Origin of the sequence: Micromonospora sp. NPDC049204 (assembly GCF_040647935.1) — a bacterium.
In the GTDB taxonomy this organism is placed as follows: Bacteria; Actinomycetota; Actinomycetes; order Mycobacteriales; family Micromonosporaceae; genus Micromonospora.
The window spans coordinates 184,512-209,714 of record NZ_JBEZDC010000005.1 but is presented as its reverse complement, the minus strand read 5'-3'; the positions used below and the strand labels follow the sequence as shown (position 1 = coordinate 209,714).

20 protein-coding genes are annotated in these 25,203 nt (G+C 71.8%); 9 read left to right on the top strand and 11 right to left on the bottom strand.

What is annotated here, in order from left to right:
• The first annotated feature begins 43 nt into the window (after positions 1–43).
• Positions 44–1,555 (top strand): dGTP triphosphohydrolase, encoded by a 1,512-nt coding sequence (gene dgt / locus AB0A90_RS12445; RefSeq protein WP_357245662.1) that lies wholly within the window; start codon positions 44–46, stop codon positions 1,553–1,555.
• A gap of 65 nt (positions 1,556–1,620) precedes the next feature.
• Here the strand turns inward: dgt and AB0A90_RS12440 are convergent, their stop codons facing one another.
• The 7 genes from AB0A90_RS12440 to AB0A90_RS12410 form a co-directional block, all read right to left on the bottom strand.
• Complete coding sequence (locus AB0A90_RS12440; RefSeq protein WP_357245660.1) at positions 1,621–2,766, bottom strand: MBL fold metallo-hydrolase; 1,146 nt, start codon at positions 2,764–2,766, stop codon at positions 1,621–1,623.
• 123 nt (positions 2,767–2,889) lie between these two features.
• The gene (locus AB0A90_RS12435; RefSeq protein WP_357245657.1) at positions 2,890–3,864 is read right to left on the bottom strand and encodes a serine hydrolase; all 975 of its coding nucleotides are present in this window, start codon (positions 3,862–3,864) and stop codon (positions 2,890–2,892) included.
• A gap of 150 nt (positions 3,865–4,014) precedes the next feature.
• Entirely contained in the window at positions 4,015–4,944 is a 930-nt protein-coding gene (locus tag AB0A90_RS12430; RefSeq protein ID WP_357245654.1) for an SDR family NAD(P)-dependent oxidoreductase, read from the bottom strand.
• Complete coding sequence (locus AB0A90_RS12425) at positions 4,941–6,125, bottom strand: zinc-dependent alcohol dehydrogenase (RefSeq protein WP_357245651.1); 1,185 nt, start codon at positions 6,123–6,125, stop codon at positions 4,941–4,943. Before AB0A90_RS12425 ends, AB0A90_RS12430 begins: the two co-directional genes overlap by 4 nt.
• A 529-nt stretch (positions 6,126–6,654) precedes the next feature.
• A complete protein-coding gene (locus AB0A90_RS12420) occupies positions 6,655–7,419 on the bottom strand; it encodes a succinate dehydrogenase/fumarate reductase iron-sulfur subunit (RefSeq protein WP_357245649.1) in 765 nt (254 codons plus the stop codon).
• Entirely contained in the window at positions 7,416–9,353 is a 1,938-nt protein-coding gene (locus AB0A90_RS12415; protein ID WP_357245646.1) for a fumarate reductase/succinate dehydrogenase flavoprotein subunit, read from the bottom strand. The genes AB0A90_RS12420 and AB0A90_RS12415 overlap by 4 nt, the downstream gene beginning before the upstream one ends.
• A gap of 1 nt (position 9,354) precedes the next feature.
• Positions 9,355–10,086 (bottom strand): succinate dehydrogenase cytochrome b subunit, encoded by a 732-nt coding sequence (locus AB0A90_RS12410; protein ID WP_357245643.1) that lies wholly within the window; start codon positions 10,084–10,086, stop codon positions 9,355–9,357.
• A 35-nt stretch (positions 10,087–10,121) separates the two neighbouring features.
• Between AB0A90_RS12410 and AB0A90_RS12405 the strand changes: the two genes are divergently transcribed.
• Both AB0A90_RS12405 and rfbB read left to right on the top strand, forming a co-directional pair.
• Positions 10,122–11,051 (top strand): LysR family transcriptional regulator, encoded by a 930-nt coding sequence (locus tag AB0A90_RS12405; RefSeq protein WP_357245640.1) that lies wholly within the window; start codon positions 10,122–10,124, stop codon positions 11,049–11,051.
• Positions 11,052–11,207: 156 nt separating this feature from the next.
• Positions 11,208–12,248, top strand: a complete 1,041-nt coding sequence (rfbB, locus tag AB0A90_RS12400; RefSeq protein ID WP_357245637.1) for a dTDP-glucose 4,6-dehydratase — start codon at positions 11,208–11,210, stop codon at positions 12,246–12,248.
• Positions 12,249–12,266: 18 nt separating this feature from the next.
• On the opposite strand, the gene hrpA is transcribed toward rfbB, so the two are convergent.
• Positions 12,267–16,340 carry an ATP-dependent RNA helicase HrpA gene (hrpA, locus tag AB0A90_RS12395; protein ID WP_357245634.1) on the bottom strand — a complete coding sequence of 1,358 codons (4,074 nt, stop codon included), beginning with the start codon at positions 16,338–16,340 and terminating at the stop codon, positions 12,267–12,269.
• A gap of 121 nt (positions 16,341–16,461) precedes the next feature.
• On the opposite strand from hrpA, the gene AB0A90_RS12390 reads away from it, so the two are divergent.
• Positions 16,462–16,830 (top strand): cytidine deaminase, encoded by a 369-nt coding sequence (locus AB0A90_RS12390; RefSeq protein ID WP_357245632.1) that lies wholly within the window; start codon positions 16,462–16,464, stop codon positions 16,828–16,830.
• A 1-nt stretch (position 16,831) separates the two neighbouring features.
• On the opposite strand, the gene AB0A90_RS12385 is transcribed toward AB0A90_RS12390, so the two are convergent.
• Positions 16,832–17,191 (bottom strand): YciI family protein, encoded by a 360-nt coding sequence (locus AB0A90_RS12385; RefSeq protein WP_357245630.1) that lies wholly within the window; start codon positions 17,189–17,191, stop codon positions 16,832–16,834.
• 130 nt (positions 17,192–17,321) lie between these two features.
• On the opposite strand from AB0A90_RS12385, the gene AB0A90_RS12380 reads away from it, so the two are divergent.
• The 5 genes from AB0A90_RS12380 to AB0A90_RS12360 all read left to right on the top strand — a co-directional run bounded on the left by AB0A90_RS12380 (position 17,322) and on the right by AB0A90_RS12360 (position 23,302).
• On the top strand, positions 17,322–19,283 hold the full coding sequence (locus AB0A90_RS12380; RefSeq protein WP_357245627.1) for a multicopper oxidase domain-containing protein: 1,962 nt from the start codon (positions 17,322–17,324) through the stop codon (positions 19,281–19,283).
• A 61-nt stretch (positions 19,284–19,344) separates the two neighbouring features.
• Positions 19,345–20,391 carry an iron ABC transporter permease gene (locus AB0A90_RS12375; RefSeq protein WP_357245625.1) on the top strand — a complete coding sequence of 349 codons (1,047 nt, stop codon included), beginning with the start codon at positions 19,345–19,347 and terminating at the stop codon, positions 20,389–20,391.
• Positions 20,388–21,485, top strand: a complete 1,098-nt coding sequence (locus AB0A90_RS12370) for an iron ABC transporter permease (protein ID WP_357245622.1) — start codon at positions 20,388–20,390, stop codon at positions 21,483–21,485. Before AB0A90_RS12375 ends, AB0A90_RS12370 begins: the two co-directional genes overlap by 4 nt.
• A gap of 19 nt (positions 21,486–21,504) precedes the next feature.
• A complete protein-coding gene (locus AB0A90_RS12365) occupies positions 21,505–22,293 on the top strand; it encodes an ABC transporter ATP-binding protein (protein ID WP_357245619.1) in 789 nt (262 codons plus the stop codon).
• 61 nt (positions 22,294–22,354) lie between these two features.
• Positions 22,355–23,302, top strand: coding sequence for an iron-siderophore ABC transporter substrate-binding protein (locus AB0A90_RS12360; RefSeq protein WP_357245616.1), 948 nt, complete (start codon positions 22,355–22,357; stop codon positions 23,300–23,302).
• Between the two features lie 114 nt (positions 23,303–23,416).
• Here the strand turns inward: AB0A90_RS12360 and AB0A90_RS12355 are convergent, their stop codons facing one another.
• Both AB0A90_RS12355 and AB0A90_RS12350 read right to left on the bottom strand, forming a co-directional pair.
• Entirely contained in the window at positions 23,417–24,325 is a 909-nt protein-coding gene (locus tag AB0A90_RS12355) for a hypothetical protein (protein ID WP_357245614.1), read from the bottom strand.
• 213 nt (positions 24,326–24,538) lie between these two features.
• Positions 24,539–25,183 carry a hypothetical protein gene (locus AB0A90_RS12350; protein ID WP_357245611.1) on the bottom strand — a complete coding sequence of 215 codons (645 nt, stop codon included), beginning with the start codon at positions 25,181–25,183 and terminating at the stop codon, positions 24,539–24,541.
• Between the last annotated feature and the right edge of the window lie 20 nt (positions 25,184–25,203).

Genomic DNA, 25,203 nt, shown 5'->3' with positions numbered 1-25,203 from the left:
GACCCCCGGACGGCCCCCTCGGGCCTGCGCTAGCGTTGCGATCATGGAAACACCTGCGGAGCCGCGCGCCCGTCGGCTCTTCGGCGGCAGCGCCCGCGCCCTCGGCGATCTCGCCGCCGACCCGTTCCGCGCCGACCGGGACCGGATCGTGGGCTCGCCGTTCTTCGCCCGCCTCGGCGGCGTCACCCAGGTCATCAGCCCGGTCGGTTCCGGGCTGCTGGTGCACAACCGGCTCACCCACAGCCTGAAGGTCGCCCAGGTGGGCCGGTCGATCGCCGAGCGGCTGACGGCCGACGAGCACACGCGTGACCTGCTGGACAAGCTTGGTGGCTGCTCACCCGACGTGGTGGAGGCCGCCGCGCTCGCCCACGACCTCGGCCACCCGCCGTTCGGGCACCTGGGGGAGCGGGTGCTGGACCGGCTGGCCCGTCAGCGCCTCGGCCTCACCGACGGGTTCGAGGGCAACGCCCAGTCGTACCGGATCGTCACCAGCACCGAGATCCGCGGCGCCGCCACCACCGGCTTGGACCTGACCGCGGCGGTCCGCGCCGCGATGTTGAAGTACCCGTGGACGCGCCTGGACCACCCCGACCCGCACCCCCGCACGATGGACCCGCCGCCGCGTGGCGCCACCCCGCCGCCGGACGACCCGGAGAGCGGCTCGTCGAAGTTCGGCGCGTACCGCACCGAGCTGGACGACCTGCGGCAGGCGCGGGAGCCGTTCGCCGGGCGCATCCCGGACTGGCAGCAGACCGTGGAGGCGTCGGTGATGGACACCGCCGACGACATCGCGTACGCCATCCACGACGTGGAGGACTTCTACCGGGTCGGCGTGCTCCAGCAGGGGTCGGTCTCCGCGGAGCTGATGGCCTGGCAGCGCGAGAGCGGGCAGCTCCGGGCGATCACCGACTCGGCGCTGGCCACCGCGGCGCGACGACCCGGTGCGGCGATCGAGCGGCTCCGTCGGCAGTTGCACCGCAAGGACGCCTGGATCGCCGACGACGACGCCTTCGCCGCCGCCGTCGAGCACGTCCGCGAGGAGCTGGTCGACGGGCTGCTGGCGATGCCGTTCGACGGCTCGATCGAGGCCGAGCAGTACGTGGCGCGGTTCTCCGCCCGCTGGTCCACCCGCTTCGTCGAGGCGATCACGGTGACCGACCAGCCGTCGGTGCGCTCCGGGTACGTGCTGCTGGGCTGCGCGCAGTGGCACGAGGTGCAGGTGCTCAAGTTCGTCCACCACCGGTTCGTGCTGGCCCGCCCGGATCTCGCCCTGCACCAGCGCGGCCAGGCCCGGCTGCTGGGCACCCTGGTCGAGGCGCTCTGGGAGTGGCTGCTCGACCCGGAGGAGGAGTCCCGGTTGCCCCGCCGGCTGCACGACCTGGTCGAGTTGGCCGAGGCGGAGCTGCACCCGCGTACCCCGGACCGGATCGGACGGGCCCGGGGCCGAGCCATCGTGGATTTCGTCGCGCAGCTCACCGACGGTCAGGCGGTGGCCATGCTGGACGCGCTCTCCGGCCGCTCGGGTGCGCTCTGGACCGACGCGTTCGTGCTCTGAGCGGCCTGCCCGCTCAGGCGATGCCTGCCTTGGCCTGGTTCAGGCGATGCCTGCCTTGGCCTGGTTCAGGCGACGGCCTGCCACCACCCGTCGACGGCGGGCGGCTCGTCGACCACGACCCGCTCACCCGGGCGGGGCACGGCGAGCCGCACGTCGCGGGCCTTCGCCTCGGCCCACAACCGGTCGACCGGCTCGGACCAGTCGTGCAGGGCCAGGTTGAACGTCGCCCAGTGCACCGGCACGAGCAGGCCACCGCGCAGGTCGAGGTGGGCGGCGACGGCCTCCTCGGGGAACATGTGGATCGTCGGCCAGGCGCTGTCGTACGCGCCGATCTGCATCAGCGTCACGTCGAACGGGCCGTGCTCGGCACCGATCTCCGCGTACCCCTCGAAGTAGCCGGAGTCGCCGGTGTAGAAGACCGTGCGGCGCGCCCCGGCCACCACCCAGGAGCTCCAGAGCGTGCCGTCGCGGCGCAAGCCTCGACCGGAGAAGTGCTGGGCGGCGGTGGCGGTGATCTCCAGCCCGGCGACGTGGTGCGACTCGGACCAGTCCAGTTCGATGATCCGCTCGGCGGGTACGCCCCAGCGGTCCAGGTGCGCGCCCACGCCGAGCGGCACCAAGAACGGCGCGGACTGCCCGGCGAGCAGCGCTCGCACGGTGGCCATGTCGAGGTGGTCGTAGTGGTCGTGCGAGATGAGGATGGCGTCCAGCGGGGGCAACTCGTCGATGCCCACCGGCGGCTCGTGCAGCCGGCGCGGACCGACCAGGCCCGACGGTGAGCAGCGGTCGCTCCAGATGGGGTCGAGCAGCACCCGCCGGCCCTCGATCTCGATGAGCGTCGAGGCGTGGCCGTACCAGACGATGTTGAGCTCGTCGGCGGTGTCGGCGGCCTCCGGCCCTCCGGTGGGGCGCAGCAGCGGCACCGGCGCGGTGGGTCGCCGCTTCTGCTTGCCGAAGATCAGCTCGCGGAGCAGGTTGCGCCCCGGCTCGGTGACCATCGTGCGGGTGCCGGCCCGGTTGTGGAAGGTGCCCTCGCGGAACTGGGGCGAGCGGGCCGCCCGTTCGGCCCGGGCTCCGCTGAGCCGGCCACCGAGGGCCGCCGGCACATCCCGGGCGACCCAGGCCAGGCCGGCCAGCGCGGCCAGTCCCGCCGCCCCCCGCATCCGCCGACCGAGCGACCGTTCGACGTCCGTGCTCCGCACTCGTGCCATTGCCGTCCCTCCGCCGTGTCCGCCCTACACGGTAGTCACCCGCGCCGGAGCGTGCCTCGGCGGTCGCCACGCCGGGCCGGCCGCCGGCAGCGGCGACCGACCCGGAACGGTGCGGTGGGTACCCTAGCCGCCGTTGCTGGGACGGCGGGCGGTGATCCGGAACGTCTTGCCGACGCCCGCGATCCGGTCCACCGCGGCCAGGAACTTGGGACCCATGGCGGCGCGGGCCTGCACCGCCGGGTGGGTGGCGCCGAAGTTGTCCGGGTCGGCCTGCCCGTCGGCGAAGAGCGCGTAGGTGAGCACCGCCGCGCCGGAGCCGTCGAAGATCACGCCGGCCTCGTGCCGGGCGTCGCCGTACCAGCCGGCCTTCGTGGCGATCCGCGCCCGCTCGTCGGAGGACATCGTGCGCCGGATGCCGTCGGTGAACGCCACCGGGGAACGCAGGATGCCCAGCAGGTACGTCGTCGAGGCGGGGGAGAGCAGCGTGCCGCCGACCAGGGCGCGCAGCAGGTCGTGCGTCTCCCGGGGGGTGCTGGTGCCGAGGAAGAACCGGTTCGGGTTGGCCACCGGCTCGACCTGGGTGTTCGGGAAGCCCTTGGCGACCAGGATGGAATTGATCTCGGCGGCCGGGGCGACCAGCCCGCACAGTCGCACCGCGGTGTCGTCCGAGACGGTCAGCAGGTTGGCCAGCACGTGCCCGATGGTCACCTTGCTGGGGTACGCGCCGTCCAGGCTGAAGATGCCGTCACCGCCGGGCACGACGATCGCCGCGGTCACCTCGACCTGCTGGTCCAGGGTGAGCAGCCCCCGGTCGACCTTGTCGAGCACCGCGGTGGCAACCGCGATCTTGTTGACGCTGTACGCCTCGATCCGCCGGTCGGCGTCGGCCGTCACCGCGACCACCGGCGCGCCGGCCGGGTCGGCGACGCTGATGTACGCCTGCCAGTTGCCACCGACCTCGGTGCTGTGCCTGGTGAACACGGAGGCGATCCGCCGGGCGGCCCGGGCGGGCGTGGTCGGTGTGGCCTCGTTGGTGCTCGCCGGAGTCGCGGCGCTCGCGGGCGACGCGGCGCCCAACACCGTCCCGGCGGTAGCCATCGTTCCCAAGCCGAGTGCCGTTCTGCGATTGAGTCGCATGGTCGATCGTCTCCCCCATAGTGGAGCGCCAGAGCGCTTGCTGGCCCACCACCCTAGGCGAGTTGATCGACGCACAACGACTCCAAACTGTCCCGAACAGTCCCGAACAGATCAGCCGAGGCGTCGGCGCAGCGCGGCACCGACCGCGCTCACCGGCCCGGACACGAGTTGCCGCAGGTCGGGCAGGTGACCACCGCGCACCGACTCGCCGGCCGGGTTCGCGACGAAGACGCTACCGTCGGTCGCGGCCACCGGCCGTCCACTCAGGCCGGCCAGCCGCATCAGCGGCCCCACCAGGACGTCGTAGACGCCCGGCAGCACGGTGAACCCGGCTCGCAGCACCACGTTGAGCCGGCCCACCGAGACCTCGCGGCGCGGCCGGTCCCCACAGTCCACGATGGCGCGGGCCACCCGTTGCGGGCTGGTGACCGGCGGTGGGGGCCGGCCGACCCGGCCCAGATAGTTGGCCGCCTGCTGGTAGACGGGTGTGTCCACACTGCCCGGGTTGATCAGACACAGCTGGATCTCCGGACTGTCGCGTAGTTCCTGCTGCACCGTGCGGACCAGACCCTGCAAACCCCACTTGCTCGCCACGTACGCGCTCATGTACGGCGCGGTGATGTGCCCGAGCACCGAACCGGTGAGGATGACCACGCCGGCCCCGGCGGCCCGGAAGTGCCGCACCGCCACCCGTACCGAGCCGGCGGCGCCGAGCAGGTCGGTCCGTACCACCTGGTCGAAGACCTGCTCGGGCAACTCGTCGAAGCGCCCGTACGCCATCACGGCCGCCGTGTGCACCCAGACGTCGATCCGGCCGAACCGATCGATGGCCGCGTCCGCGAGCGCCTCCAACGCGCCCGGCTCGGTGACGTCGGTCGGCACGGTCAGCACGTCGACGTCGGCGCACTCCGCGCGTACCTCGGCCAGGGTGGTGGTGGCCCGGGCGGCGAGGACGAGGCGGTCGCCGCGCTCGGCGAACGCCCGGGCTGTCGCCCGGCCGATCCCGCTGCTCGCGCCGACGACCACCACCACCCGACTCACGGTTCGAGCACGACCTTGATGCAGCCGTCCTCCTTCTTCTGGAACATCTCGTACGCCTGCGGCGCGCGGGCCAGCGGCACCCGGTGGGTACGCAGGTCCTCCACGCCCAGCGGGTCGTCGTCACCGGCGAGCAGCGGCAGGATCTCGTCGGTCCACCGGCGCACGTGGCACTGCCCCATCCGCAGTTGGATGCCCCGGTCGAACATCTCCATCAGCGGCATCGGATCCACCTCACCGCCGTAGACCCCGGAGATCGACACGGTGCCGCCGCGGCGGACCGCCTTGAGCGCGGCGTGCAGGACGGACAGCCGGTCCATGGCGGCCTTGTCGGTCATCACCTGGGCCAGCTTGTCCGGCAGCAGCCCGACGGCGGCGTGGGCCAGCTTGCCGCCCGGCGAGCCGTGTGCCTCCATGCCGACGGCGTCGATCACCGCGTCCGGGCCGCGTCCGTCGACCAGGTCGATGAGCGCGCCCGGCACGTCGGACAGTTCACGGACGTCGAGCACCTCGATGCCGTGCCGACGGGCCAGCTCCAGCCGCTCGGGCACCAGGTCCAGCCCGATCACCCGGCCGGCGCCGAGGTGGCGGCCGATCCGGGCGCAGAACTGCCCGACCGGACCCAACCCGAAGACGGCCAGGGTGCCACCGGGCGGGGTGTCCGCGTACTTCACCGCCTGCCACGCGGTGGGCAGGATGTCGGACAGGTAGAGGTAGCGCTCGTCGGCGCCGGTCGGCGGGACGACGATCGGGCCGAAGTGGGCCTGCGGGACGCGCAGGTACTCGGCCTGCCCACCGGGCACCGAACCGTAGAGCGAGGTGTAACCGAACAGCGAGGCGCCCTTGCCCTCGCTGGTCACCTGGGTGGTCTCGCACTGGGCGTAGAGCTGGCGTTGGCACATCCAGCAACTCCCGCAGGAGATGTTGAACGGCACCACCACCCGGTCGCCCGGCTTCAGCCCGGTCACCTCGGACCCGACCTCCTGGACGATACCCATCGGTTCGTGGCCCAGGACGTCACCGGGCTTCAGGTACGGCCCGAGAACCTCGTACAGGTGCAGGTCGGAGCCGCAGATCGCGGTCGAAGTGATCTTGACGATCGCGTCGGTGGGCTCCTCGATCCGAGGGTCCGGCACCTCCTCGACCCGTACGTCCCGCTTGCCCTGCCAGGTCAGTGCCTTCATGTCCCTCATCCCTTCTCACTACCGTCTCCGAAGACTGCTACCCGGGCTCGGGCACTTGAACCAGCGCGCCTCCGACGTCCGGGTTGTTGTCGACTCGGGCTGTGTCTCGGTGGTTGCGGTCGAGGGCTGGAGGGCGGCGTCTCGGTCGGTGGTTGCGGTAGGGGGGCTGGGGGCGACCGTCCCCGGCTCCGGGCGGTCAGGCTTGATCCCTCCGCCGGGAACGGTCGCCCCCAGCCCCGTGGGTGGCCGCTGTCCGTCGGGCTCGGGTACGCCGGTCGGTTTGCCGACCATCACGCGTCGATATGCCCGTCTTGCTCCATTGATCGTGCTCTCGAGGAGCTGCCGCGGGCCGATCTCGGGTTGATCGACTCGTGTTCCTTGAAGTCGCGGTATCCGAGGTGCGATGACAGCCCGACTTCAAGAAGTCCGAGTGGATCAAGCAGTTCGGGGGCGATGCCGCCGGGAGGACAAACGCCAAACCGCCGTACCCCCTGGGAGAGCGGGATACGGCGGTCGGTGCGGCGGACGGTCAGGAACCGGGGGTGTTGCCGGCGCCCTTGGCGGTGGCCGCGAGGTAGTCGCGGTTGAGGCGGCCGATGGTGTTCAGCGGGATGCCCTTCGGGCAGGCCGGGGTGCACTCGCCGGCGTTGGTGCAGCCGCCGAAGCCGGCCTCGTCGTGCGCGTCGACCATGCCGATGACCCGGGTGTAGCGCTCCGGCTGGCCCTGCGGCAGCAGCGAGAGCTGGGTGAGCTTGGCGGCGGTGAAGAGCATGCCGGAGCCGTTCGGGCAGGCCGCCACGCACGCGCCGCAGCCGATGCAGGCCGCCGACTCGAAGGCGGCGTCCGCGTTGGCCTTGGCGACCGGGGTGGAGTGCGCCTCGGGCGCGCTGCCGGTCGGGGCGGTGATGTAACCGCCGGCGGCGATGATCTTGTCGAAGGCGCCCCGGTTGACCACCAGGTCCTTGATCACCGGGAAGGCGCTGGCCCGCCACGGCTCGATGTCGATCGTCTCGCCGTCGGTGAACTGTCGCATGTGCAGCTGGCAGGCGGTCGTGCCGCGCTGCGGCCCGTGCGCGTCACCGTTGATCATCAGGCCGCACATGCCGCAGATGCCCTCGCGGCAGTCGTGGTCGAAGGCGACCGGGTCCTCGCCGGCGAGGATGAGCCGCTCGTTGAGCACGTCGAGCATCTCCAGGAACGACATGTCCGGGGACACGTCGTCGACCGGGTAGGTCACCATCCGACCCTTGTCCTCAGGGCCCTTCTGGCGCCAGATGCGCAGGGTCAGGTTCACTTGTAGCTCCGCTGCGTGGGGTGGACGTATTCGAACTTCAGGTCTTCCTTGTGCAGCACGGAGGGCTCACCGGTGGCGGTGAACTCCCAGGCCGCCACGTACGCGAACCGGTCGTCGTCGCGCTGCGCCTCACCGTCGGGGGTCTGGTGCTCGGCCCGGAAGTGGCCGCCGCAGGACTCCTCGCGGTGCAGGGCGTCGATGCACATCAGCTCGGCCAGTTCGAAGAAGTCGGCGACGCGGCCGGCCTTCTCCAGCGACTGGTTGAGTTCCTCGCCGGTGCCGGACACCTTGACGCGCTGCCAGAACTGCTCGCGCAGGGCACGGATCTCGTCGATCGCCTTGCGCAGACCGGCCTCGCTGCGCTCCATGCCGCAGTGTTCCCACATGATCTGGCCCAGCTCCCGGTGGAACGAGTCCACGGTCCGGTCGCCGTTGACCGCGAGCAGCCGCTGGACGCGGTTCTCGACGTCGGTACGCGCCTCGACGGCCGCCGGGTGGCTGGCGTCGACCTTCTCCAGGCCGCCCGACGCCAGGTAGTTGGCGATCGTGGTGGGCAGCACGAAGTAGCCGTCGGCGAGGCCCTGCATCAGCGCCGAGGCGCCGAGTCGGTTCGCGCCGTGGTCGGAGAAGTTCGCCTCGCCGATCACGAACAGGCCGGGGATGTTCGACTGGAGGTCGTAGTCGACCCACAGGCCGCCCATCGTGTAGTGCACGGCGGGGTAGATGCGCATCGGCACCTCGTACGGGTCCTCGCCGGTGATCCGCTCGTACATCTCGAAGAGGTTGCCGTACTTGGCCTCGATGGCCTTGCGGCCCAGCCGGCCGATGGCGTCGGCGAAGTCGAGGTAGACGCCGAGCTTCGTCGGGCCGACACCCCGGCCCTCGTCGCAGACGTTCTTGGCGGCGCGGGAGGCGATGTCGCGGGGGACCAGGTTGCCGAAGGAGGGGTAGATCCGCTCCAGGTAGTAGTCCCGCTCGTCCTCCGGGATGTCCTTCGGGCTGCGGTCGTCACCCTTGGTCTTCGGCACCCAGACCCGGCCGTCGTTGCGCAGCGACTCGCTCATCAGGGTCAGCTTCGACTGGTGGTCGCCGGAGACCGGGATGCAGGTCGGGTGGATCTGCGTGTAGCAGGGGTTGGCGAAGTACGCGCCCTTGCGGTGCGCGCGCCAGGTGGCGGTGACGTTGCAGCCCTTGGCGTTGGTGGAGAGGTAGAAGACGTTGCCGTACCCGCCGGAGGCGAGCACCACGGCGTCGGCCATCTCGGTGCTGATCTCGCCGGTGACCAGGTCCCGGACCACGATGCCGCGGGCCTTGCCGTCGACGAGGACCAGTTCCAGCATCTCGTGCCGGGCGTTCATCTCGACGTTGCCGAGGCCGATCTGCCGCTCCAGGGCCTGGTACGCGCCGAGCAGGAGCTGCTGGCCCGTCTGGCCCCGGGCGTAGAAGGTGCGCTGCACCTGGGCGCCACCGAAGGAGCGGGTGTCGAGCAGACCGCCGTACTCGCGGGCGAACGGCACCCCCTGGGCGACGCACTGGTCGATGATGTTGACCGACACCTCGGCGAGCCGGTGCACGTTCGACTCGCGGGAGCGGAAGTCGCCGCCCTTGACGGTGTCGTAGAACAGCCGGTGCACGGAGTCGCCGTCGTTGCGGTAGTTCTTCGCCGCGTTGATGCCGCCCTGTGCCGCGATGGAGTGCGCCCGGCGCGGGCTGTCCTGGTAGCAGTAGGACTTGACGTGGTAGCCCTGCTCGGCCAGGGTCGCGGCGGCGGAGCCGCCGGCCAGGCCGGTGCCGACCACGATCACGGTCATCTTGCGGCGGTTGGCGGGGTTGACCAGCTTGGCCTCGAAGCGCCGGGTCTCCCAACGCTTCTCGACCGGGCCGGCGGGAGCCCTGGTGTCGGCGATCGGGTCGCCCTCGGTGAAGAGTTCCATGTCAGGACACCAATCCGGTGAGTACGGCGAACGGGACCACCAGGTATCCGGCGCAGAGCAGCACGGCGAAGACCAGCGCGGCGGTACGCGCCCGGCGCTCGCCGCGCGGTGTCTGCTGGCCGAGGCTGCGGAACGCGCTGAACGCGCCGTGGCGCAGGTGGAAGCCGACCGCGAGGATGGCGAGGGTGTAGAAGAGCGTGACGTACCAGCGCTCGGGCGCGAAGTCGGCGACGACGTTGCCGTACGGCTTGCTGGCGTCGCCGACCGGGTTCAGCGTGCCGGTGGTCAGGTCCAGCAGGTGGTAGATCACGAAGAGCAGGATGATCACGCCACCCCAGCGCATGGTGCGGGCGGCGTAGCTGCCGTTGACCTTCTTGCGGTGGGCGTACCTGACCGGGCGGGCCGCGCGGGCGCGCCGGGCCAGCACGGTGGCGGCCACGATGTGGGCGACGACCGCCAGCACCAGCACGGTGCGCAGGATCCACAGGAACCAGACGCCGGGCAGCAGCGGCTTGCCGATGTCGCGCAGCCAGTGCGCGTAGTGGTCGAACGAGGTCTCCCCCGTGAACACCTTCAGGTTTCCGAACATGTGCGCGATGAGGAACAGCGCCAGCAGGATGCCCGTCACCGCCATGACGGCCTTGAGGCCGACGTTCGAGCGGATGGGCGACCGAGTTTTCGTGATTACCACAGGACCGACGCTAGGAGCACTTCGATCAGTCGTCCAATGCATCAAACTCGCAGTGTTGATAGCCGTAGGCTATGTAGATGCAGCTCCATCAGCTCCGGTACTTCGTCGCGGTGGCCGAAGTACGACATTTCACCCAAGCCGCCGACCTCGTGGGCATCACTCAGCCTTCTCTCAGTAAGCAAATTCACGCTCTGGAGGCCGACCTCGGGGCACCGTTGTTCGAGCGGGTAAGGGGCAACATCGCCCTCACCGCGGCGGGCGAGGTGCTGCTGCCACTGGCCACCCGGATCCTCGCCGACGTGGAGACCGCCACCCGGGAGGTGCAGGAGCTGGTCGGGCTGCGCCGGGGCCGCGTCCGGCTCGGGGCCACCCCGAGCCTGGCCACCTCACTCGCCCCGCCGGTGCTGCGCCGGTTCCGCGACGCCCACCCCACCATCGACCTGCGCGTCGAGGAGAGTGGCTCCCAGGACCTCGTCCGCGACCTGCTGCGCGGCGACCTCGACCTGGCGCTGATCATCATGCCGGCCCAGGGCGCCGACCCGGGCCTGCGCGTCGACCCGATCCTGCGGGAGAGCCTGGTGGTGGCCTCGGTGGGGGAGGTGCCGACCGCCTCGGTGACCGGCGACCTGCACATCACCGACCTGCGCGACCAGCCGATGGTGATGTTCCGGGAGGGGTACGACCTGCGCGACGCCACCATCCAGGCGTGCCGCGACGCGGGCTTCGAACCGACCTTCGCGGTGGACGGCGGGGAGATGGACGCGGTGCTGAGCTTCGTCGAGGCGGGACTCGGCATCGCGTTGGTGCCGGGCATCGTGCTGGCGCGTCGCCCGGCCGTGCGGGCCACTCCGCTGGCCCCGCCCGGGGTGCGGCGGACGATCGCGGTCGCCCGGCGTCGCGACGTCGTGCCGACCCACGCCGGCCGGGAGCTCCGGCGGATCCTGCTCGACTACATCCAGTCGGCGATCGACGGTGACGACCTCCCGCCGGGCGTGGATCCGCTCTGATCGGGTCCGGTAATCGACCCGATGGGTTGAATAATGCTTAAGGTGTAGATATCAGCGTTGGTGCCGACACTGGTCCCCTAAGGTGGTTGCTTGCGGGCAAAAGCCCCATTCGTCTCAGCGCGCCGACGGCCTTTCTCGCCGGCAGGGAGGCCATCCATGAGGATCCTGGTTACCGGCGGTGCTGGCTTCATCGGATCGCACTTCGCGCGGAGTCTGCTCGGCGGGCGCTACACCGGGTTCGAGCACTGCGACGTGACCGTCCTCGACAAGCTGACCTACGCCAGTGACCGGGCCAACCTGCCGGCCGCGCACCCCCGCCTGACGTTCGTCCGCGGGGACATCTGCGACCGCCAGTTGCTCGCCGACGTGGTGCCGGGGCATGACGCCGTGGTGCACTTCGCCGCCGAATCCCACGTCGACCGATCCATCGACGACCCGGCGCCGTTCTTCGAGACCAACGTGATGGGTTCGCACCACCTGCTTGCCGCGTGCGCACGCGGAGGCGTCGGCCGGGTCGTGCACGTCTCCACCGACGAGGTGTACGGCTCGATCAGCGCCGGTTCCTGGAACGAGAGCTGCGTGCTGGAGCCCAACTCCCCGTACGCGGCGTCGAAGGCCGCGAGCGACTGCGTGGTCCGGTCCTACTGGCGCACCTACGACGTGGACGTGTCGATCACCCGCTGCGCCAACAACTACGGCCCGTACCAGCACGTGGAGAAGGTCATCCCGCGATTCGTCACCAGCCTGCTCACCGGTCAGGACATCACCCTGCACGGCGACGGCAGCGCGGTGCGCGAGTGGCTGCACGTGGACGACCACTGCCGGGCCATCGCGCTGGTGCTGGCCAAGGGCCGGGCCGGCGAGGTCTACAACATCGGTGGCGACCTCGAACTCACCAACCGTGCCCTCGCCGAGCGGATCCTGCGGCTGGCCGGCGCCGGCTGGGAACGGGTCCGGCACGTACCCGACCGCAAGGTGCAGGACCAGCGCTACTCGCTGGACTACCGCAAGATCACCGACGAGCTCGGCTTCGAGCCGCAGATCCGGTTCGAGGACGGGCTGAGCGAGGTCTTCCACTGGTACCGGGAGAACCGGGCCTGGTGGTCGGCCGCCGCCGCACCCCCGCGTGGCACGGCGCTGACCAGCACCGTGCGGACCGCCGCGGGCGCCCGCGGGCTCTCCATCCAGGCGCGCTGACCGCAGCGGCCGCCGGTGTCAGCGGCCCTCGGCGTCGTCCATCGCGCGGTAGATCCGCTGTTCCGAGACGGGGTACGGGGTACCCAGCGCCTGGGCGAAGACGTTCACCCGCAACTCCTCGATCATCCAGCGGATCTGCCGCACGGCGGTCGCCTGTCGGCGGGCCGGCGGCAGCGCGGCGAGCAGGTCGTCGTACTCCTTCTGCACCACCGCGACGCGGTCCTGCTGCTGGCGGTCGCGCTGCGGGTTGCCGCCGAGGCGGTCCAGTCGACGCTCGATGGCGGTGAGGTAGCGCAACAGGTCGGGCAGCCGGGCGTATCCGGCCTCGGTGATGAACCCGGCGTGCACCAGACCGGCGAGCTGCTTGCGGATGTCGGCGAGCGCGGCCACCACGGCGAGGTTGCGGGTCGCGCCGAGCCGCTGTTCCACGGCGTACGCGGCGGCGAGCACCCGGCGGACCCGGTCCATCACCTCGACCACGGTGTCGACCAGGTCGGCCCGGACCTTCTCGCGCAGCGCCGCGAACCCCTCGGCGTCCCAGGCCGGTCCGCCGGCGTCGCCGATCAGCCGGTCGATCGCCGCGCCGGCCGCGTCCTCGATCAGCTCCTGCACGCCGCCGTGCGGGTTGCGACTGAGCGCCAGCTTCGCCTCGTTGCTGAGCCGACCCTGTAGGAACCGGGCCGGGGAGGGCACGGTGAGCCGCAGCAGCCGGCGGGTGCCGGCCCAGTGCGCCGCCTCCGCCTCGGCGGGGGAGTCGAACACCTTCACCCCGACCGTGGCGCCCTCGTCGACGAGCGCCGGGTACGCGGTCACCGCGTATCCGGCGCGCACCTGCTCGATGGTCCTCGGCAGGGCGCCCAGGCTCCACTCCCGCAGCCCGGTACGGGCGATCTCCGGCGCGGCGGCCGCCACCACCTGGCGTACCTCCTGGCGGAGTTGACGTTGCAGGGCCGGCAGGTCCTTGCCCTCGGCGACCGGTTTGTCGTCGTCGCCGAGCACCCGGAAGGTCACCCGGAGGTGGGCGGGGAGCTTGTCCGGCTCCCAGGCGTCGCGGGGCACGGTGACCCCGGTCATCCGGCGCAGCTCACGGGTGAGCGCGTCCAGCAGCGACGTCTCGCCGGGGGTGATCGCCGCCAGGGCGGCGCGGGCGTAGTCCGGCACCGGCACGAAGTTGCGGCGGATCGCCTTGGGCAGCGATCGGATCAGCGCGATCACCGTCTCCTCGCGCAGCCCCGGCACCTGCCAGTCGAAGCTCTCCGCCGGCACCTGGTTGAGCAGGGGAAGCGGGATGTCCACGGTGACGCCGTCGTCCGGCGTGCCCGGCTCGAACCGGTACGTCAGCGGCAGGCGCACCCCGTCGGCCTGCCACTCGTCCGGGTAGTCGTCCTCGTCCACCCCCGGCCGGCCGTCGTTGACCAGCACGTCGCGGGTGAAGGTGAGCAGGTCGGGCTGCTCCCGGCGGGTCTTCTTCCACCAGCTGTCGAAGTGCCGGCCGGAGGACACGTCGGCGGGGATCCGCTGGTCGTAGAAGCCGAAGATGGTCTCGTCGTCGACCAGGATGTCCCGGCGTCTCGCCCGGCTCTCCAACTCCTCGATCTCGGCGAGCAGCCGCTTGTTGTCCGCCCAGAACTGGTGGTGGGTCTGCCAGTCGCCCTCGACGAGGGCGTGCCTGATGAACAGCTCGCGGCTCAGCACCGGGTCGATCCGACCGAAGTTGACCTTGCGGGAGGTGACGAGCGGGACTCCGTACAGGGTGACCTTCTCGTAGGCCATCACCGCGGCCTGCTTCTTCTCCCAGTGCGGCTCGCTGTAGCTGCGCTTGACCAGGTGCTGCGCCAGCGGCTCGACCCACTCCGGCTCGACCCGGCCGGCGATGCGGCCCCACAGCCGGGAGGTCTCCACCAGCTCGGCGGCCATCACCCACCGTGGCGGCTTCTTGAACAGCGCCGACCCGGGGAAGATCCCGAACTTCGCGCCCCGCGCCCCCAGGTACTCGTGTTTCTGGGGGTCCTTGAGCCCGATGTGGGACAGCAGGCCGGGCAGCAGCGACTGGTGCACCTTCGGGGTGTCGATCTCCTCCGGCAGGTCCGCGCCGCCGCGCCGGCTCTCCCCCCGGCCGGCGTCCGCGCCGTCGGCGGTGTCGCGCGCCGGTCGCCCGCCGCGCCGATCACCCTCCTGCGGCGGGGTACGCAACACCTGACGCAACTGGCCGACGATGTCCTGCCACTCGCGGATCCGCAGGTAGTTGAGGTATTCCGCCTTGCACATCCGGCGGAACGCGCTGGAGGACAGCTCCCGCTGCTGCTCCCGCAGGTAACGCCACAGGTTGAGGTAGGCGACGAAGTCCGACTCCTTGTCGGCGAACCGGGCGTGCGCCTGGTCGGCCTGGGCCTGCTTCTCCGCCGGCCGCTCGCGCGGGTCCTGGATGGAGAGCGCGGCGGCGATCACCAGCACCTCGGTGGCGCAGCCGTTGCGTTCGCCCTCGACCACCATCCGGGCCAGCCGCGGGTCGACGGGCAACTGGGCCAGGCGACGGCCCAGCGCGGTGAGCCGCTTCGCCGGGTCGGCCTCGGTCGGGTCCAACGCGCCCAGCTCGTGCAGCAGGTTGACGCCGTCGGTGATGTTGCGCTTGTCCGGCGGGTCGATGAACGGGAACGCGGCCAGGTCGCCGAGCCCGATCGCGGTCATCTGGAGGATGACCGACGCCAGGTTGGTGCGCAGGATCTCCGGGTCGGTGAACTCGGGCCGGGAGAGGAAGTCCTGCTCGTCGTAGAGGCGGATGCAGATGCCGTCCGAGGTACGCCCACAGCGACCCTTGCGCTGGTTGGCCGACGCCTGGGACACCGGCTCGATCGGCAGCCGCTGCACCTTGAGCCGGCTGGAGTAGCGGGAGATCCGGGCGGTGCCCGGGTCCACCACGTACTTGATGCCGGGCACGGTCAGCGAGGTCTCCGCGACGTTCGTGGCGAGCACCACCCGACGCGAGGTGTGCGCGGCGAAGACGCGGTGCTGCTCGGCGCTGGAGAGCCGCGCGTACAGCGGCAGGATCTCGGTGCCGAGCAGGGAGCGCTTGGTCTGCACCAGTTTGGCGAGCGCGTCCGCGGTGTCCCGGATCTCGCGTTCGCCGCTGAGGAAGACCAGGATGTCGCCGGGACCCTCGCCGGCCAGCTCCTCGACGGCGTCGCCGATGGCCTGGATCTGGTCGCGGACGTTCTCCTCGTCGCCGTCGCCGTCCTCCTCGCCCTCGGCGAGTTCGAGCAGCGGCCGGTAGCGCACCTCCACCGGGTAGGTGCGCCCGGAGACCTCGACCACCGGTGCGGGCACGCCCTCCGGTTCGTCGGCCGTCGGTGGCCCGGCGAAGTGCCGGGCGAACCGGTCGGTCTCGATGGTCGCCGAGGTGATGATCACCTTGAGGTCGGGTCGGCGGGGCAGCAGCTCCCGCAGGTACCCGAGGATGAAGTCGATGTTGAGGCTGCGCTCGTGCGCCTCGTCGATGATCAATGTGTCGTACTGGCGCAGCATCCGGTCGGTCTGCAACTCGGCCAGCAGGATGCCGTCGGTCATCAGCTTGACCAGGCTGCGCTCGCTGATCTGGTCGCTGAAGCGCACCTTGTAGCCGACCACGTCACCCAGCTCGGTGCCCAGTTCCTCGGCGATCCGGTCGGCCACCGTCCGGGCCGCCAACCGCCGGGGCTGGGTGTGCCCGATCAGGCCGTGCACCCCGCGCCCCAACTCCAGGCAGATCTTGGGCAACTGGGTGGTCTTGCCGGAGCCGGTCTCACCCGCGACGATCACCACCTGGTGGTCGCGGATGGCGGCGGCGATGTCGTCCTTGCGCTCACTGACCGGCAACCCCGCCGGGTACGTGATCACCGGCACCGCGGCCTGGCGGGTGGCGAGCCGCTGTTCGGCCCGGACCAGGTCGGCGGTGATCTCGGCGAGCGCCGCCTCCCGGCGCTGCGGGTCGCGCAGCTTGCGGGCACCGTCCAGCCGCCGCTGGAGCCGGCGCTGGTCGCGGAACATCAGAGGAGTCAGGCGGCGGTGCAGCTCGCGAACCGGGTCGGTCGCGACGGAGGCGATTGGATTCTGCATGTCGTGCCCAAGGATAGGCAGCCCGACGGCGTACCGCCCCTGGGTTACCGCGCGGCCGGTCCGTCGACGTCCGGGGGTGGCACCTAGAGTGGGCGCTCGACGTCGAGCGCTGGGGGCCGAGATGGAGCTGCGGGACACCGACCGCGCGTTGGTGCAGGCCGCCACCGCGGTCGCCAAGCTGCGCTGCCGCAGCCAGCACCACACCGTCGCGTCGGCCGCCCGGACCGCCGACGGGAGGGTCTTCACCGGCGTGAACGTCCAACACGCCACCGGTGGGTCCTGCGCCGAGCTCGTGGTGGTCGGCACGGCCGCCACGCAGGGAGTCACCGAGTTGGAGACAATCGTCACGGTCGCCGACCGGGGCCGCGACGTCAGGGAGCCGTGTGGCGACTGCCGGCAGGTGCTGGCCGACTACTTTCCGGCGCTGCGCGTGATCACCGGAGAGCTGGACGCGCTGCGGGTGGTCGAGATCGGTTCGTTGGCCGGCTGAGTCAGTCGCCCGCCGCCGCCTCCAGCATCGACCGGGGGATCGGCACGCCCTCGAACCGCACGTTGCCCTCCGGCACCAGCCAGCTCGCCACCTGCGCGACCAGGCGTCCGGCCCGCACCGCCGGATCGTTGGCGTAGAGCGCGCGCGCCTCGTCCGGGGCGATGGAGAGCACGACGAAACCCCGCAGCAGGTCATCGTCGGGGTGCAGGAACGGCCCGGTCGCGAGCACCAACCCCTGCTCGACCAGCCCCGCCTGGTGGGCCAGATGCGCGTCCTGCAACCGGTCGATCGCGTCCTGCGGCAACTCCGGCGGGTCCGCCGGTCGGAGGAGCAGGACGACCGTGTGCTGGTCGAATCGCATGCCCACACCCTAGGACGCGACTGGTGCGGTTTGTCCCTCTTATGGGTCTGATCCGCCTTCTGCCCATCCGGTGGCACTCCGCGAAACCCATTCTTCTTCTGTCCGGGTCGCGAACACGTGGAGGTGCGCCATGGTCACCAGACGACGGCTGTTCGCGGCTGGTGCCGCCGGCAGCGCCGCGCTGCTGGGTCCGGCGGGTTGGACGACGTCCGGCCGGGCGGCCACCGCGCTGGCGACGCTGGACGCCCGTGACATCCCGAAGTACGTCACACCGCTGCGGATCCCGCCGGCCATGCCAGCGGTGGCGACCGACCCGGAGCGCGACACGTACGAGATCGCGGTGCGACAGTTCCGCCAGCAGATCCTGCCGCCGTCGTGGCCGCGCACCACCGTGTGGGGTTACGGCTCCACCGCCCATCCCGACAGCTTCGGCTACCCCGCCCCGAGCATCGTGGCGCGGGTCGGCCGCCCGGTGCGGGTGACCTGGGTCAACCAGCTCGTCGACGGCCGGGGCGACTACCTGCCGCACCTGCTGCCGGTGGACCCCACCCTGCACTGGGCCAACCCGGCCGGTGGCGTCGAGGGCCGCGACCGACACGGGCACTCGGACGGCAGCCCGCAGGGATACCGCGGGCCGGTGCCGCAGGTGGTGCACCTGCACGGTGGGCACAGCACGCAGGAGAGCGACGGGCACTCCGAGGCGTGGTACCTGCCGGTGGCCCGCGACCTACCGCCCGACTTCGCCGTGGCCGGCGGCGCGTACCGCGAGTTCCGGTCCCGCTTCGCCGAACGCTCCGGCCTGCGCTGGGCGCCGGGTTCGGCCACCTTCGAGTACGCCAACGACCAGCGGCCCTGCACCCTCTGGTACCACGACCACACGCTTGGGCTCACCCGGGCGAACGTCTACGCCGGGCCGGCCGGGTTCTACCTGCTCGGCGGCGGTGGGGACGACCTGCCGGACGGGGTGCTGCCCGGCCCGGCGCCGGCCCGCGCCGACGCGCCGCACACCGCACACCACGACATCCCGCTGATGATCCAGGACCGCAGTTTCACCGCCGACGGCGAGCTGCGCTACCCGCGGCGATACTCCGGCGGCGGCGACGGGCCGCCGACCTGGGTGCCCGGGTTCTCCGCCTCCACCATGGTGGTCAACGGTCGTACCTGGCCCACGCTCACGGTGCGGCGCCGGCGTTACCGATTCCGGTTGCTGAACGCCTGCAACAGCCGCTTCCTGCTGCTCAGCGTGGCCGCCAACGCCACCGCGCGGCCGGCCCGTCCAGTGCTCCCGGTCTGGCAGATCGGCAGCGACGGCGGCTTCCTGCCCGAGCCGGTGCCGCACGAGCGCGTGGCGCTCGGCCCCGCCCAGCGGGTCGACGCGATCGTCGACTTCACCGACGTGCCGGCCGGCACCGAGCTGTACCTCGTCAACGAGGGACCCGACGGGATGTACGGCGGCGGCCGGCCGGGTGTGGACTTCGCGCCGGCCGACCCGCGGACCACCGGGCAGGTGCTGCGCTTCGTGGTCACCGATACGGCCGAGGTGGACCCGAGCGTGCCGCCGGAGCAGCTGCGGCTGCCGGGGCAACCGCGGCTCGGAACGGCCCAACGGGTCCGCCGGCTGTCGCTCAACGAGCGGACGTCCGACGGCTCGATGACCATGCTCCTCGGCGTCCTCGACGAGCGTGGCCGTGGTCTGCCGCTGCGCTGGAGCGACCCGGTGACCGAACAGCCCACCCTCGGCACGACCGAGGTGTGGGAGGTGCGCAACTTCACCCGCCACGTGCACCCGGTCCACCTGCACCAGGTCCAGTTCGAGTTGCTGGGCCAGGGGCAGTCCGGCCGGGCGCGGCCCGGCCCGGGACACCGGGGGCGGATGGACACGGTGCTCGCGTACCCGTGGGAGGTGACCCGGATCAAGGCGCACTTCGACCTGCCGGGCCGCTATGCCTGGCACTGCCACCTCTTGGAGCACGAGGACAACGAGATGATGCGGCCGCTGACCGTACTGCCGCGCGGCGGCGCGGAGACCGGCGACGGTGGCGCGCCGGGCGTACCGGAGGAGCCCTCGACGGCATCGACCGACGCCGGTTAGGTCACTTTCCGCAGGTCGGCTAAGGTTAGGCGAACCTAAGCCCGATCGTGCAGGGAGATTCGTGACCGCGCTCGCCAGCCGGCCGACCCAGGTCCGCGGCCGGTCCGGCACCCGCACCGGCCGCCGGGTGGCCGTCACCGTCGGCTCCGCGCTGGTGCTGCTGCTCGCCGTGCTGGCCAGCTTCGCGCTCGGCAGTCGGGACCTCGGCGTCGACCAGGTCTGGCACGCTCTCGTCGCACCGGACGGCGGCGAGGCCAGCACCATCGTGCGCGAGTTGCGGATGCCGCGTACCGCGCTCGGCCTCACCGTCGGTCTCGCCCTCGCCGTGGCCGGCGTGTTGTTCCAGGCGCTCACCCGCAACCCGCTGGCCGAGCCGCGCATCCTCGGCATCAGCGCGGGCGCGTCGTTCGGTGTGGTGCTCGCCATCTCCGTCTTCGGCGTCAGCACGCTCGCCGGGTACGTCTGGTTCGGCATCGCCGGGGCGCTGATCGCCGGCCTGCTGGTCTTCGCCATCGCCACCCGCGCCCGCGAGGGCGCCAGCCCGGTCACCCTCGCGCTCGTCGGCGCGGCCCTCGACGCCAGCCTGGCCTCCGGGGTGTACGCGCTGCTCAGCATCGACGCCCGCACCTTCGAGGAGTACCGGTTCTGGGTGGTCGGCGGGCTGGCCGGCCGCGACCTCTCGGTCGCCGCGCAGGTGCTGCCCTTCGTCCTCGCCGGGCTGGTGCTTGCCGCCCTGGTGGCCCGAGGTCTGGACGCGCTGGCCCTCGGCGACGACGTGGCCCGCGGCCTCGGCCACCGCATCGGCCTGGTCCGCCTCGGCGGTGGTCTCGCCGCCGTGCTGCTGACCGGCGCGGCGGTGGCGGCAGCCGGACCGGTCGCCTTCGTCGGGTTGGCCGTGCCACACCTGGCCCGCGCCCTGGTCGGCGCGGACCACCGCTGGACCCTCGCCGTCTCCGCCCTGCTCGGCCCGGCGCTGCTGCTCGGCGCCGACGTCGTCGGCCGGCTCGTCGCCCCACCCGGCGAGATACCGGCCGGGATCGTCACCGCGCTGATCGGCGCGCCGCTGCTGGCCGTCCTGGTCCGCCGCGCCCGGGTGGTGACCGCGTGACCACCACCCAACGCTCCGCGGGTTCGTCCGCCCCGGCCGGCCTGTCACCCACCAACGGCGACGCCCGGCTGGCCGGACGGTCGCTGCTGCGGCTCGGCCCGGTCAGCCTGGTCATCCGCCGTCGCGCGGTGCTGGTCGCCGCCGTGCTGACCGTGCTGCTGCTGCTGGCCGTCGTGCTCAGCCTCTCCCTGGGCACCCCGTACGTCGCCCCGGCCGACGTGTTGCGCGCCCTCTCCGGCGCCGGCACCCCGTACGACCTCGTGGTCTTTGATCTTCGGTTGCCGCGGGTCGTGCTGGCGGCGACGGCCGGCGCGGCCTTCGGCATCGCCGGCACCCTGATCCAGAGCGTGGCCCGCAACCCGCTCGCCAGCCCGGACGTCATCGGCATCACCCAGGGCGCCGGTCTTGCCGCGACGGTGGCCCTGACCAGCGGCATGGCGGCGGTGCTGGTGGCACCCACCGCGCTGGTGGGCGGGCTGCTCGCGGCGGTGCTGCTGTTCGCCCTGGGCGCCCGGCACGGGCTGGCCGCGCAGCGGTTCGTCCTCGCCGGCGTGGCGGTGGCGTTCGCCTTCCGGGCGCTGACCGAGGTGGTCATGCTCACCGCCGACCCGATCGATGGGCTGCGCGCGCAGATCTGGCTGATCGGCACCCTGGCCGGCAAGGGCTGGACCGAGGCCGCCTGGATCGCCGGCACCCTGCTGGTGCTGCTGCCGGTGCTGGCCTGGGCCGGTTGGGCGCTGAACAGCACCGCCCTGGACGACGACACCGCCCGCGGCGTCGGGCTGCGCCCGGTGGCCCGCCGGATCGGCCTGGCCGGCGCCGGCGTCCTCGTCGCCGCGATGGTCACCGCCCAGGTCGGCGCCGTCGACTTCGTCGCGCTTGTCGCGCCCCAGGTGGCCCGTCGACTGGTCCGCGCCGAACGGCCACCGCTGGTCTGCGCCGCGCTGCTCGGCGCGCTGCTGCTGGTGCTGGCCGACCTGGCCGGCCGACGCCTGCTCGCACCCACCCAACTGCCCGCCGGTGTGCTGACCGCCGCGATCGGCGGCCCGTACCTGATCTTCCTGCTGCTGCGCGGACGGCGGCGGTCGTCGTGACGCCTCAAGGAGTCGTGTGATGCTCTCCACCCGCGACCTGGTCGCCGGCTACGACGAGCGGACCGTGCTCGACGGGCTCGACCTGGATCTGCCCACCGACGCGTTCACCGTGATCGTCGGCCCGAACGCGTGCGGCAAGTCCACCCTGTTGCGCACTATGGCCCGGCTGCTCAGCCCGCGCCGGGGCACGGTCCTGCTGGACGGCACCGCGATCCGCGAGCTGCCCACCCGGGAGGTGGCCCGCCGCCTCGGCGTCCTGCCGCAGAGCCCGCTGGTGCCCGAGGGCGTCACCGTGGCTGACCTGGTCGGGCGCGGCCGGCAGCCCTACCAGCGGTGGTGGCGGCAGTGGTCGCCGGAGGACGGCGCGGCCGTCGACCGGGCGATGACCCTGGCCGACGTGACCGACCTGGCCCACCGGCCGGTGGACAGCCTCTCCGGCGGGCAGCGGCAGCGGGTGTGGATCGCCATGACGCTCGCCCAGGACACCGACGCCCTGCTGCTGGACGAGCCGACCACCTTCCTCGACCTGGCCCACCAGGTGGAGGTGCTGGACCTCCTGCACCGGCTACGCGTCGAGCGGGGCCGCACCGTGGTCGCCGTGCTGCACGACCTGAACCAGGCCGCCCGCTACGCCGACCACCTGGTCGCGATGCGCGACGGTGCCGTGGTGGCCGCCGGACCGCCCCGGGAGATCCTCACCGCCGACCTGGTCCGCGTCGTCTTCGGGCTGGCCTGCGTGGTCGTGCCCTGCCCGGTCACCGGCGCGCCGCTGGTGGTACCCGCGTACACCGGCGGCAACTCCGCCTGACCTGCCCCACCGGCGACGCGGCCATCCCGCTCGTCGGCTCGTACCCCTCGAAAGGACTCTGATGCGTCGTCTCGTCGCCGCTCTCGCCGCGACCGTCGCCCTCGGCGTCGGTCTCACCGCCTGCGGTGAGAGCGACCCGGTCGCCGGCTCCACCACCGGGGACACCCGGGAGATCACCCACGCCATGGGCACCACAAAGGTCCCGGCCGAGCCCAAGCGTGTCGTCGTGCTCGACACCGACAAGATCGACACAGCGCTCTCGCTGGGCGTCACGCCCGTCGGCGCCGCCACGGCCGGTGAGGCCAAGAGTTGGCCGACCTACTTCGGCGCGGACAAGCTCGCCAGCATCAAGACGGTCGGGGTGCTCGCCGAGCCCGACCTGGAGGCGATCAACGCACTCAAGCCCGACCTCATCCTCGGCAGCAAGTTCCGCCAGGAGAAGTTCTACGACGAACTGTCCGCCATCGCGCCGACCGTGTTCACCGACAAGGTGGGCATCACCTGGAAGGACAACTTCCTCCTCGACGGCCGGGCGCTCGGGCGTGAGCAGCAGGCCAAGGACCTGCTCGGCGCCTACGAGAAGCGGGCCAAGGACTTCGGCGCCACCCTCGGCGACGCCGCCGCCCGCAAGGTGTCGATCGTGCGGTTCCTGCCCGGCAACATCCGGGTGTACGGCCCGGACTCCTTCTCCGGCATCGTCCTGGGCGACACCGGGCTCGGGCGCCCCGAGCGGCAGTTGCTCGCCAACAAGGAGGACAAGCGCTTCGACCTGGTCAGCCCCGAGCGGGTCAACGAGGTCGACGGTGACGTCATCTTCGTGACCGCGTACGGCGACAAGGCCGCCGCCGAGCAGGCCAAGGTCGCGGGCGGGACCCTCTGGAAGGGCCTCAGCGCCGTCAAGGCCGGCAAGGCGTACTCCGTCTCCGACGAGGTCTGGATGACCGGCATCGGCGTCGGCGCCGCCAACAAGATCCTCGACGATCTGGCCAAGTACCTCCCCGCCGCCTGACAAGCCCCCCGGAGCCCCGCACCGCCCCGCCCCGCCCCGCGCATGATCGCGCTCGATCCAGGATGTAGTGGCTTCCCTGCGCAGGGAAGCCACTACATCCATGTTCGAGCACGATCATCGCGACCGGATGGCGCGGGATCGCGCTCGTAGGGCGGCCCTGACCTCGGCGAGGAATCCGTCGAAGTCGTCCCGGAGGCGTTTGGCGGTGACGTGCAGCACGATCCACTCGTTGCCGAGCAGTCGGTTCAGCCGTCGGCGGTCCCGCTGAAACTGCTCGGGATCGTCGTGCCAGAGCCCGTCATATTCCACCGCCACCTTGAACTCGGGCCAGGCCAGGTCGAGTCGGGCCACGAACCGACCCTGCTCGGCGACGACCCACTGCGTCTGAGGGCGGGGCAGGCCGGCGAGCACCAGCCGTACGCGGGTCCGCGACTCCTGGGGTGACTCCGCGCCGGCGTCCGCCAGATCGACGGCACGCAGCAGGGACCGCCAGCCGCGTCGACCGGCCCGGTTCAGGGCGTATTCGCGGAGGGCGGGCACATCGGTGAGCCGCCTGGCCAGCATGCCGTCGAGGAGTACCACCGCCTCGACCACGTCGAGCCATCGGGCGAGATCCCAGCAGGTGCGCTCCGGACTTGTCACCCTGAGTCCGGCCCTGTCCACCGCGTCGCCGGGGTCGAACTCCCCGCGGTGGATCCGGAGCCCGGCGGTCGGCCCGACCCGGGTCGCCCGGGGAATCAGCACGTCCACCGGCTCGCTCGCGGCGGGTGCCGGGCAGCCGTACAGGGCCGCAGCGGAGCGGCCCGCGATGGCCGCTCCTGGCGGAATCAGCCAACGATCGACGGCGGCGCACCTGATGCCGTGCGTGACCCGGACCCCGGCATCGGCGTAGATGTCTCGGAACAGTGGTCTCCAGGCGGAACTGCGTAAGTCGTTTCGGCTCAGCAGGCCGCGCGAGACGGCGATCGAGCCGCGGAAGACCCGACCACGCAACTGCGGCGGGCGTCGCGGAGCTTTCGGCATGCGCTCCAGGCTGGCCGATCAGCCGCCCGCCACGCTGCCCCTGTGGATAACCATGGATCGTGCGTCGGCGGCCGTACGCATGATCGTGCTCGAACAGGGAGGTAGTGGCCTCCCGGGTAGGCGAGGCCACTACATCCTGCATCGAGCGTGATCTTGCCGAGTTACCCGTGGGGGTGGGTTGGCGTGGGGATGGGTGGGTGGAGGGGTGTCGGGTTAGGCGGCGGTGGACCAGATGGCGCGGAAGGCGGCGGCTTCGCCGGACAGCCAGCGTTCGATCTGGTCGGGCTTGGCGTCGCCGGGCATGCGGTGGGCCTGGCCACGGCGGACGTCGACCAGGACCGGCTCGGCGTGCGGGAGCACCGCGTCCATGTGGCGGGCCATCAGGTGCAGGGTGGCGAGCACCGATTCCTCGCTCGGTGGGGTCTCGTCGAAGTGCAGGCGGACCGCTTCGGCGCGACCGTCGCTGTGGCGTACGCCGAAGTGGGGGTTGATCTTGACGGGCAGGTCGCCCAGCATGGCCAGGGCGTCGCGGGTCTGGGCGAGGTCGACGGCGGCCGGCTCGCCGAGGGAGTGCAACCAGGTCGTGGCCCCGGGGACGAGCGCCTGGTAGAGCGGGCGCCAGCGTGGCTTGACCAGATCGACCACCCCGCTCAGGTGCGTGCCGCCGGTGTGGAAGGCGATGTCGGCCTTGAGGGCCTTGACGAACTGGCCGTGCGGGTTGAAGCCGGATCGACTGGCGCGCTGCTTGCGCAGCCCGCCCACGAAGGTCGCCTTGGTGGGGCCGGTGCGGTCGACGTAGCGGGTGAAACCGAGCAGCGTGGCGTACGGGGTGAGGGGCGTGGAGGCGGGAGCGGTCACGAGCGTCCTCCCTAGTCGTA

What these genes read in the sequence shown, in the direction of transcription:
- AB0A90_RS12440 (WP_357245660.1), bottom strand. Translation starts at nt 2,766, where the DNA reads ATGGCACGAGTGCGGAGCACGGACGTCGAACGGTCGCTCGGTCGGCGG.
- AB0A90_RS12405 (WP_357245640.1), top strand. Translation starts at nt 10,122, where the DNA reads ATGCAGCTCCATCAGCTCCGGTACTTCGTCGCGGTGGCCGAAGTACGA.
- rfbB (WP_357245637.1), top strand. Translation starts at nt 11,208, where the DNA reads ATGAGGATCCTGGTTACCGGCGGTGCTGGCTTCATCGGATCGCACTTC.
- AB0A90_RS12410 (WP_357245643.1), bottom strand. Translation starts at nt 10,086, where the DNA reads ATGCATTGGACGACTGATCGAAGTGCTCCTAGCGTCGGTCCTGTGGTA.
- AB0A90_RS12365 (WP_357245619.1), top strand. Translation starts at nt 21,505, where the DNA reads ATGCTCTCCACCCGCGACCTGGTCGCCGGCTACGACGAGCGGACCGTG.
- AB0A90_RS12360 (WP_357245616.1), top strand. Translation starts at nt 22,355, where the DNA reads ATGCGTCGTCTCGTCGCCGCTCTCGCCGCGACCGTCGCCCTCGGCGTC.
- AB0A90_RS12355 (WP_357245614.1), bottom strand. Translation starts at nt 24,325, where the DNA reads ATGCCGAAAGCTCCGCGACGCCCGCCGCAGTTGCGTGGTCGGGTCTTC.
- hrpA (WP_357245634.1), bottom strand. Translation starts at nt 16,340, where the DNA reads ATGCAGAATCCAATCGCCTCCGTCGCGACCGACCCGGTTCGCGAGCTG.
- dgt (WP_357245662.1), top strand. Translation starts at nt 44, where the DNA reads ATGGAAACACCTGCGGAGCCGCGCGCCCGTCGGCTCTTCGGCGGCAGC.
- AB0A90_RS12390 (WP_357245632.1), top strand. Translation starts at nt 16,462, where the DNA reads ATGGAGCTGCGGGACACCGACCGCGCGTTGGTGCAGGCCGCCACCGCG.
- AB0A90_RS12380 (WP_357245627.1), top strand. Translation starts at nt 17,322, where the DNA reads ATGGTCACCAGACGACGGCTGTTCGCGGCTGGTGCCGCCGGCAGCGCC.
- AB0A90_RS12425 (WP_357245651.1), bottom strand. Translation starts at nt 6,125, where the DNA reads ATGAAGGCACTGACCTGGCAGGGCAAGCGGGACGTACGGGTCGAGGAG.
- AB0A90_RS12385 (WP_357245630.1), bottom strand. Translation starts at nt 17,191, where the DNA reads ATGCGATTCGACCAGCACACGGTCGTCCTGCTCCTCCGACCGGCGGAC.
- AB0A90_RS12435 (WP_357245657.1), bottom strand. Translation starts at nt 3,864, where the DNA reads ATGGCTACCGCCGGGACGGTGTTGGGCGCCGCGTCGCCCGCGAGCGCC.
- AB0A90_RS12415 (WP_357245646.1), bottom strand. Translation starts at nt 9,353, where the DNA reads ATGGAACTCTTCACCGAGGGCGACCCGATCGCCGACACCAGGGCTCCC.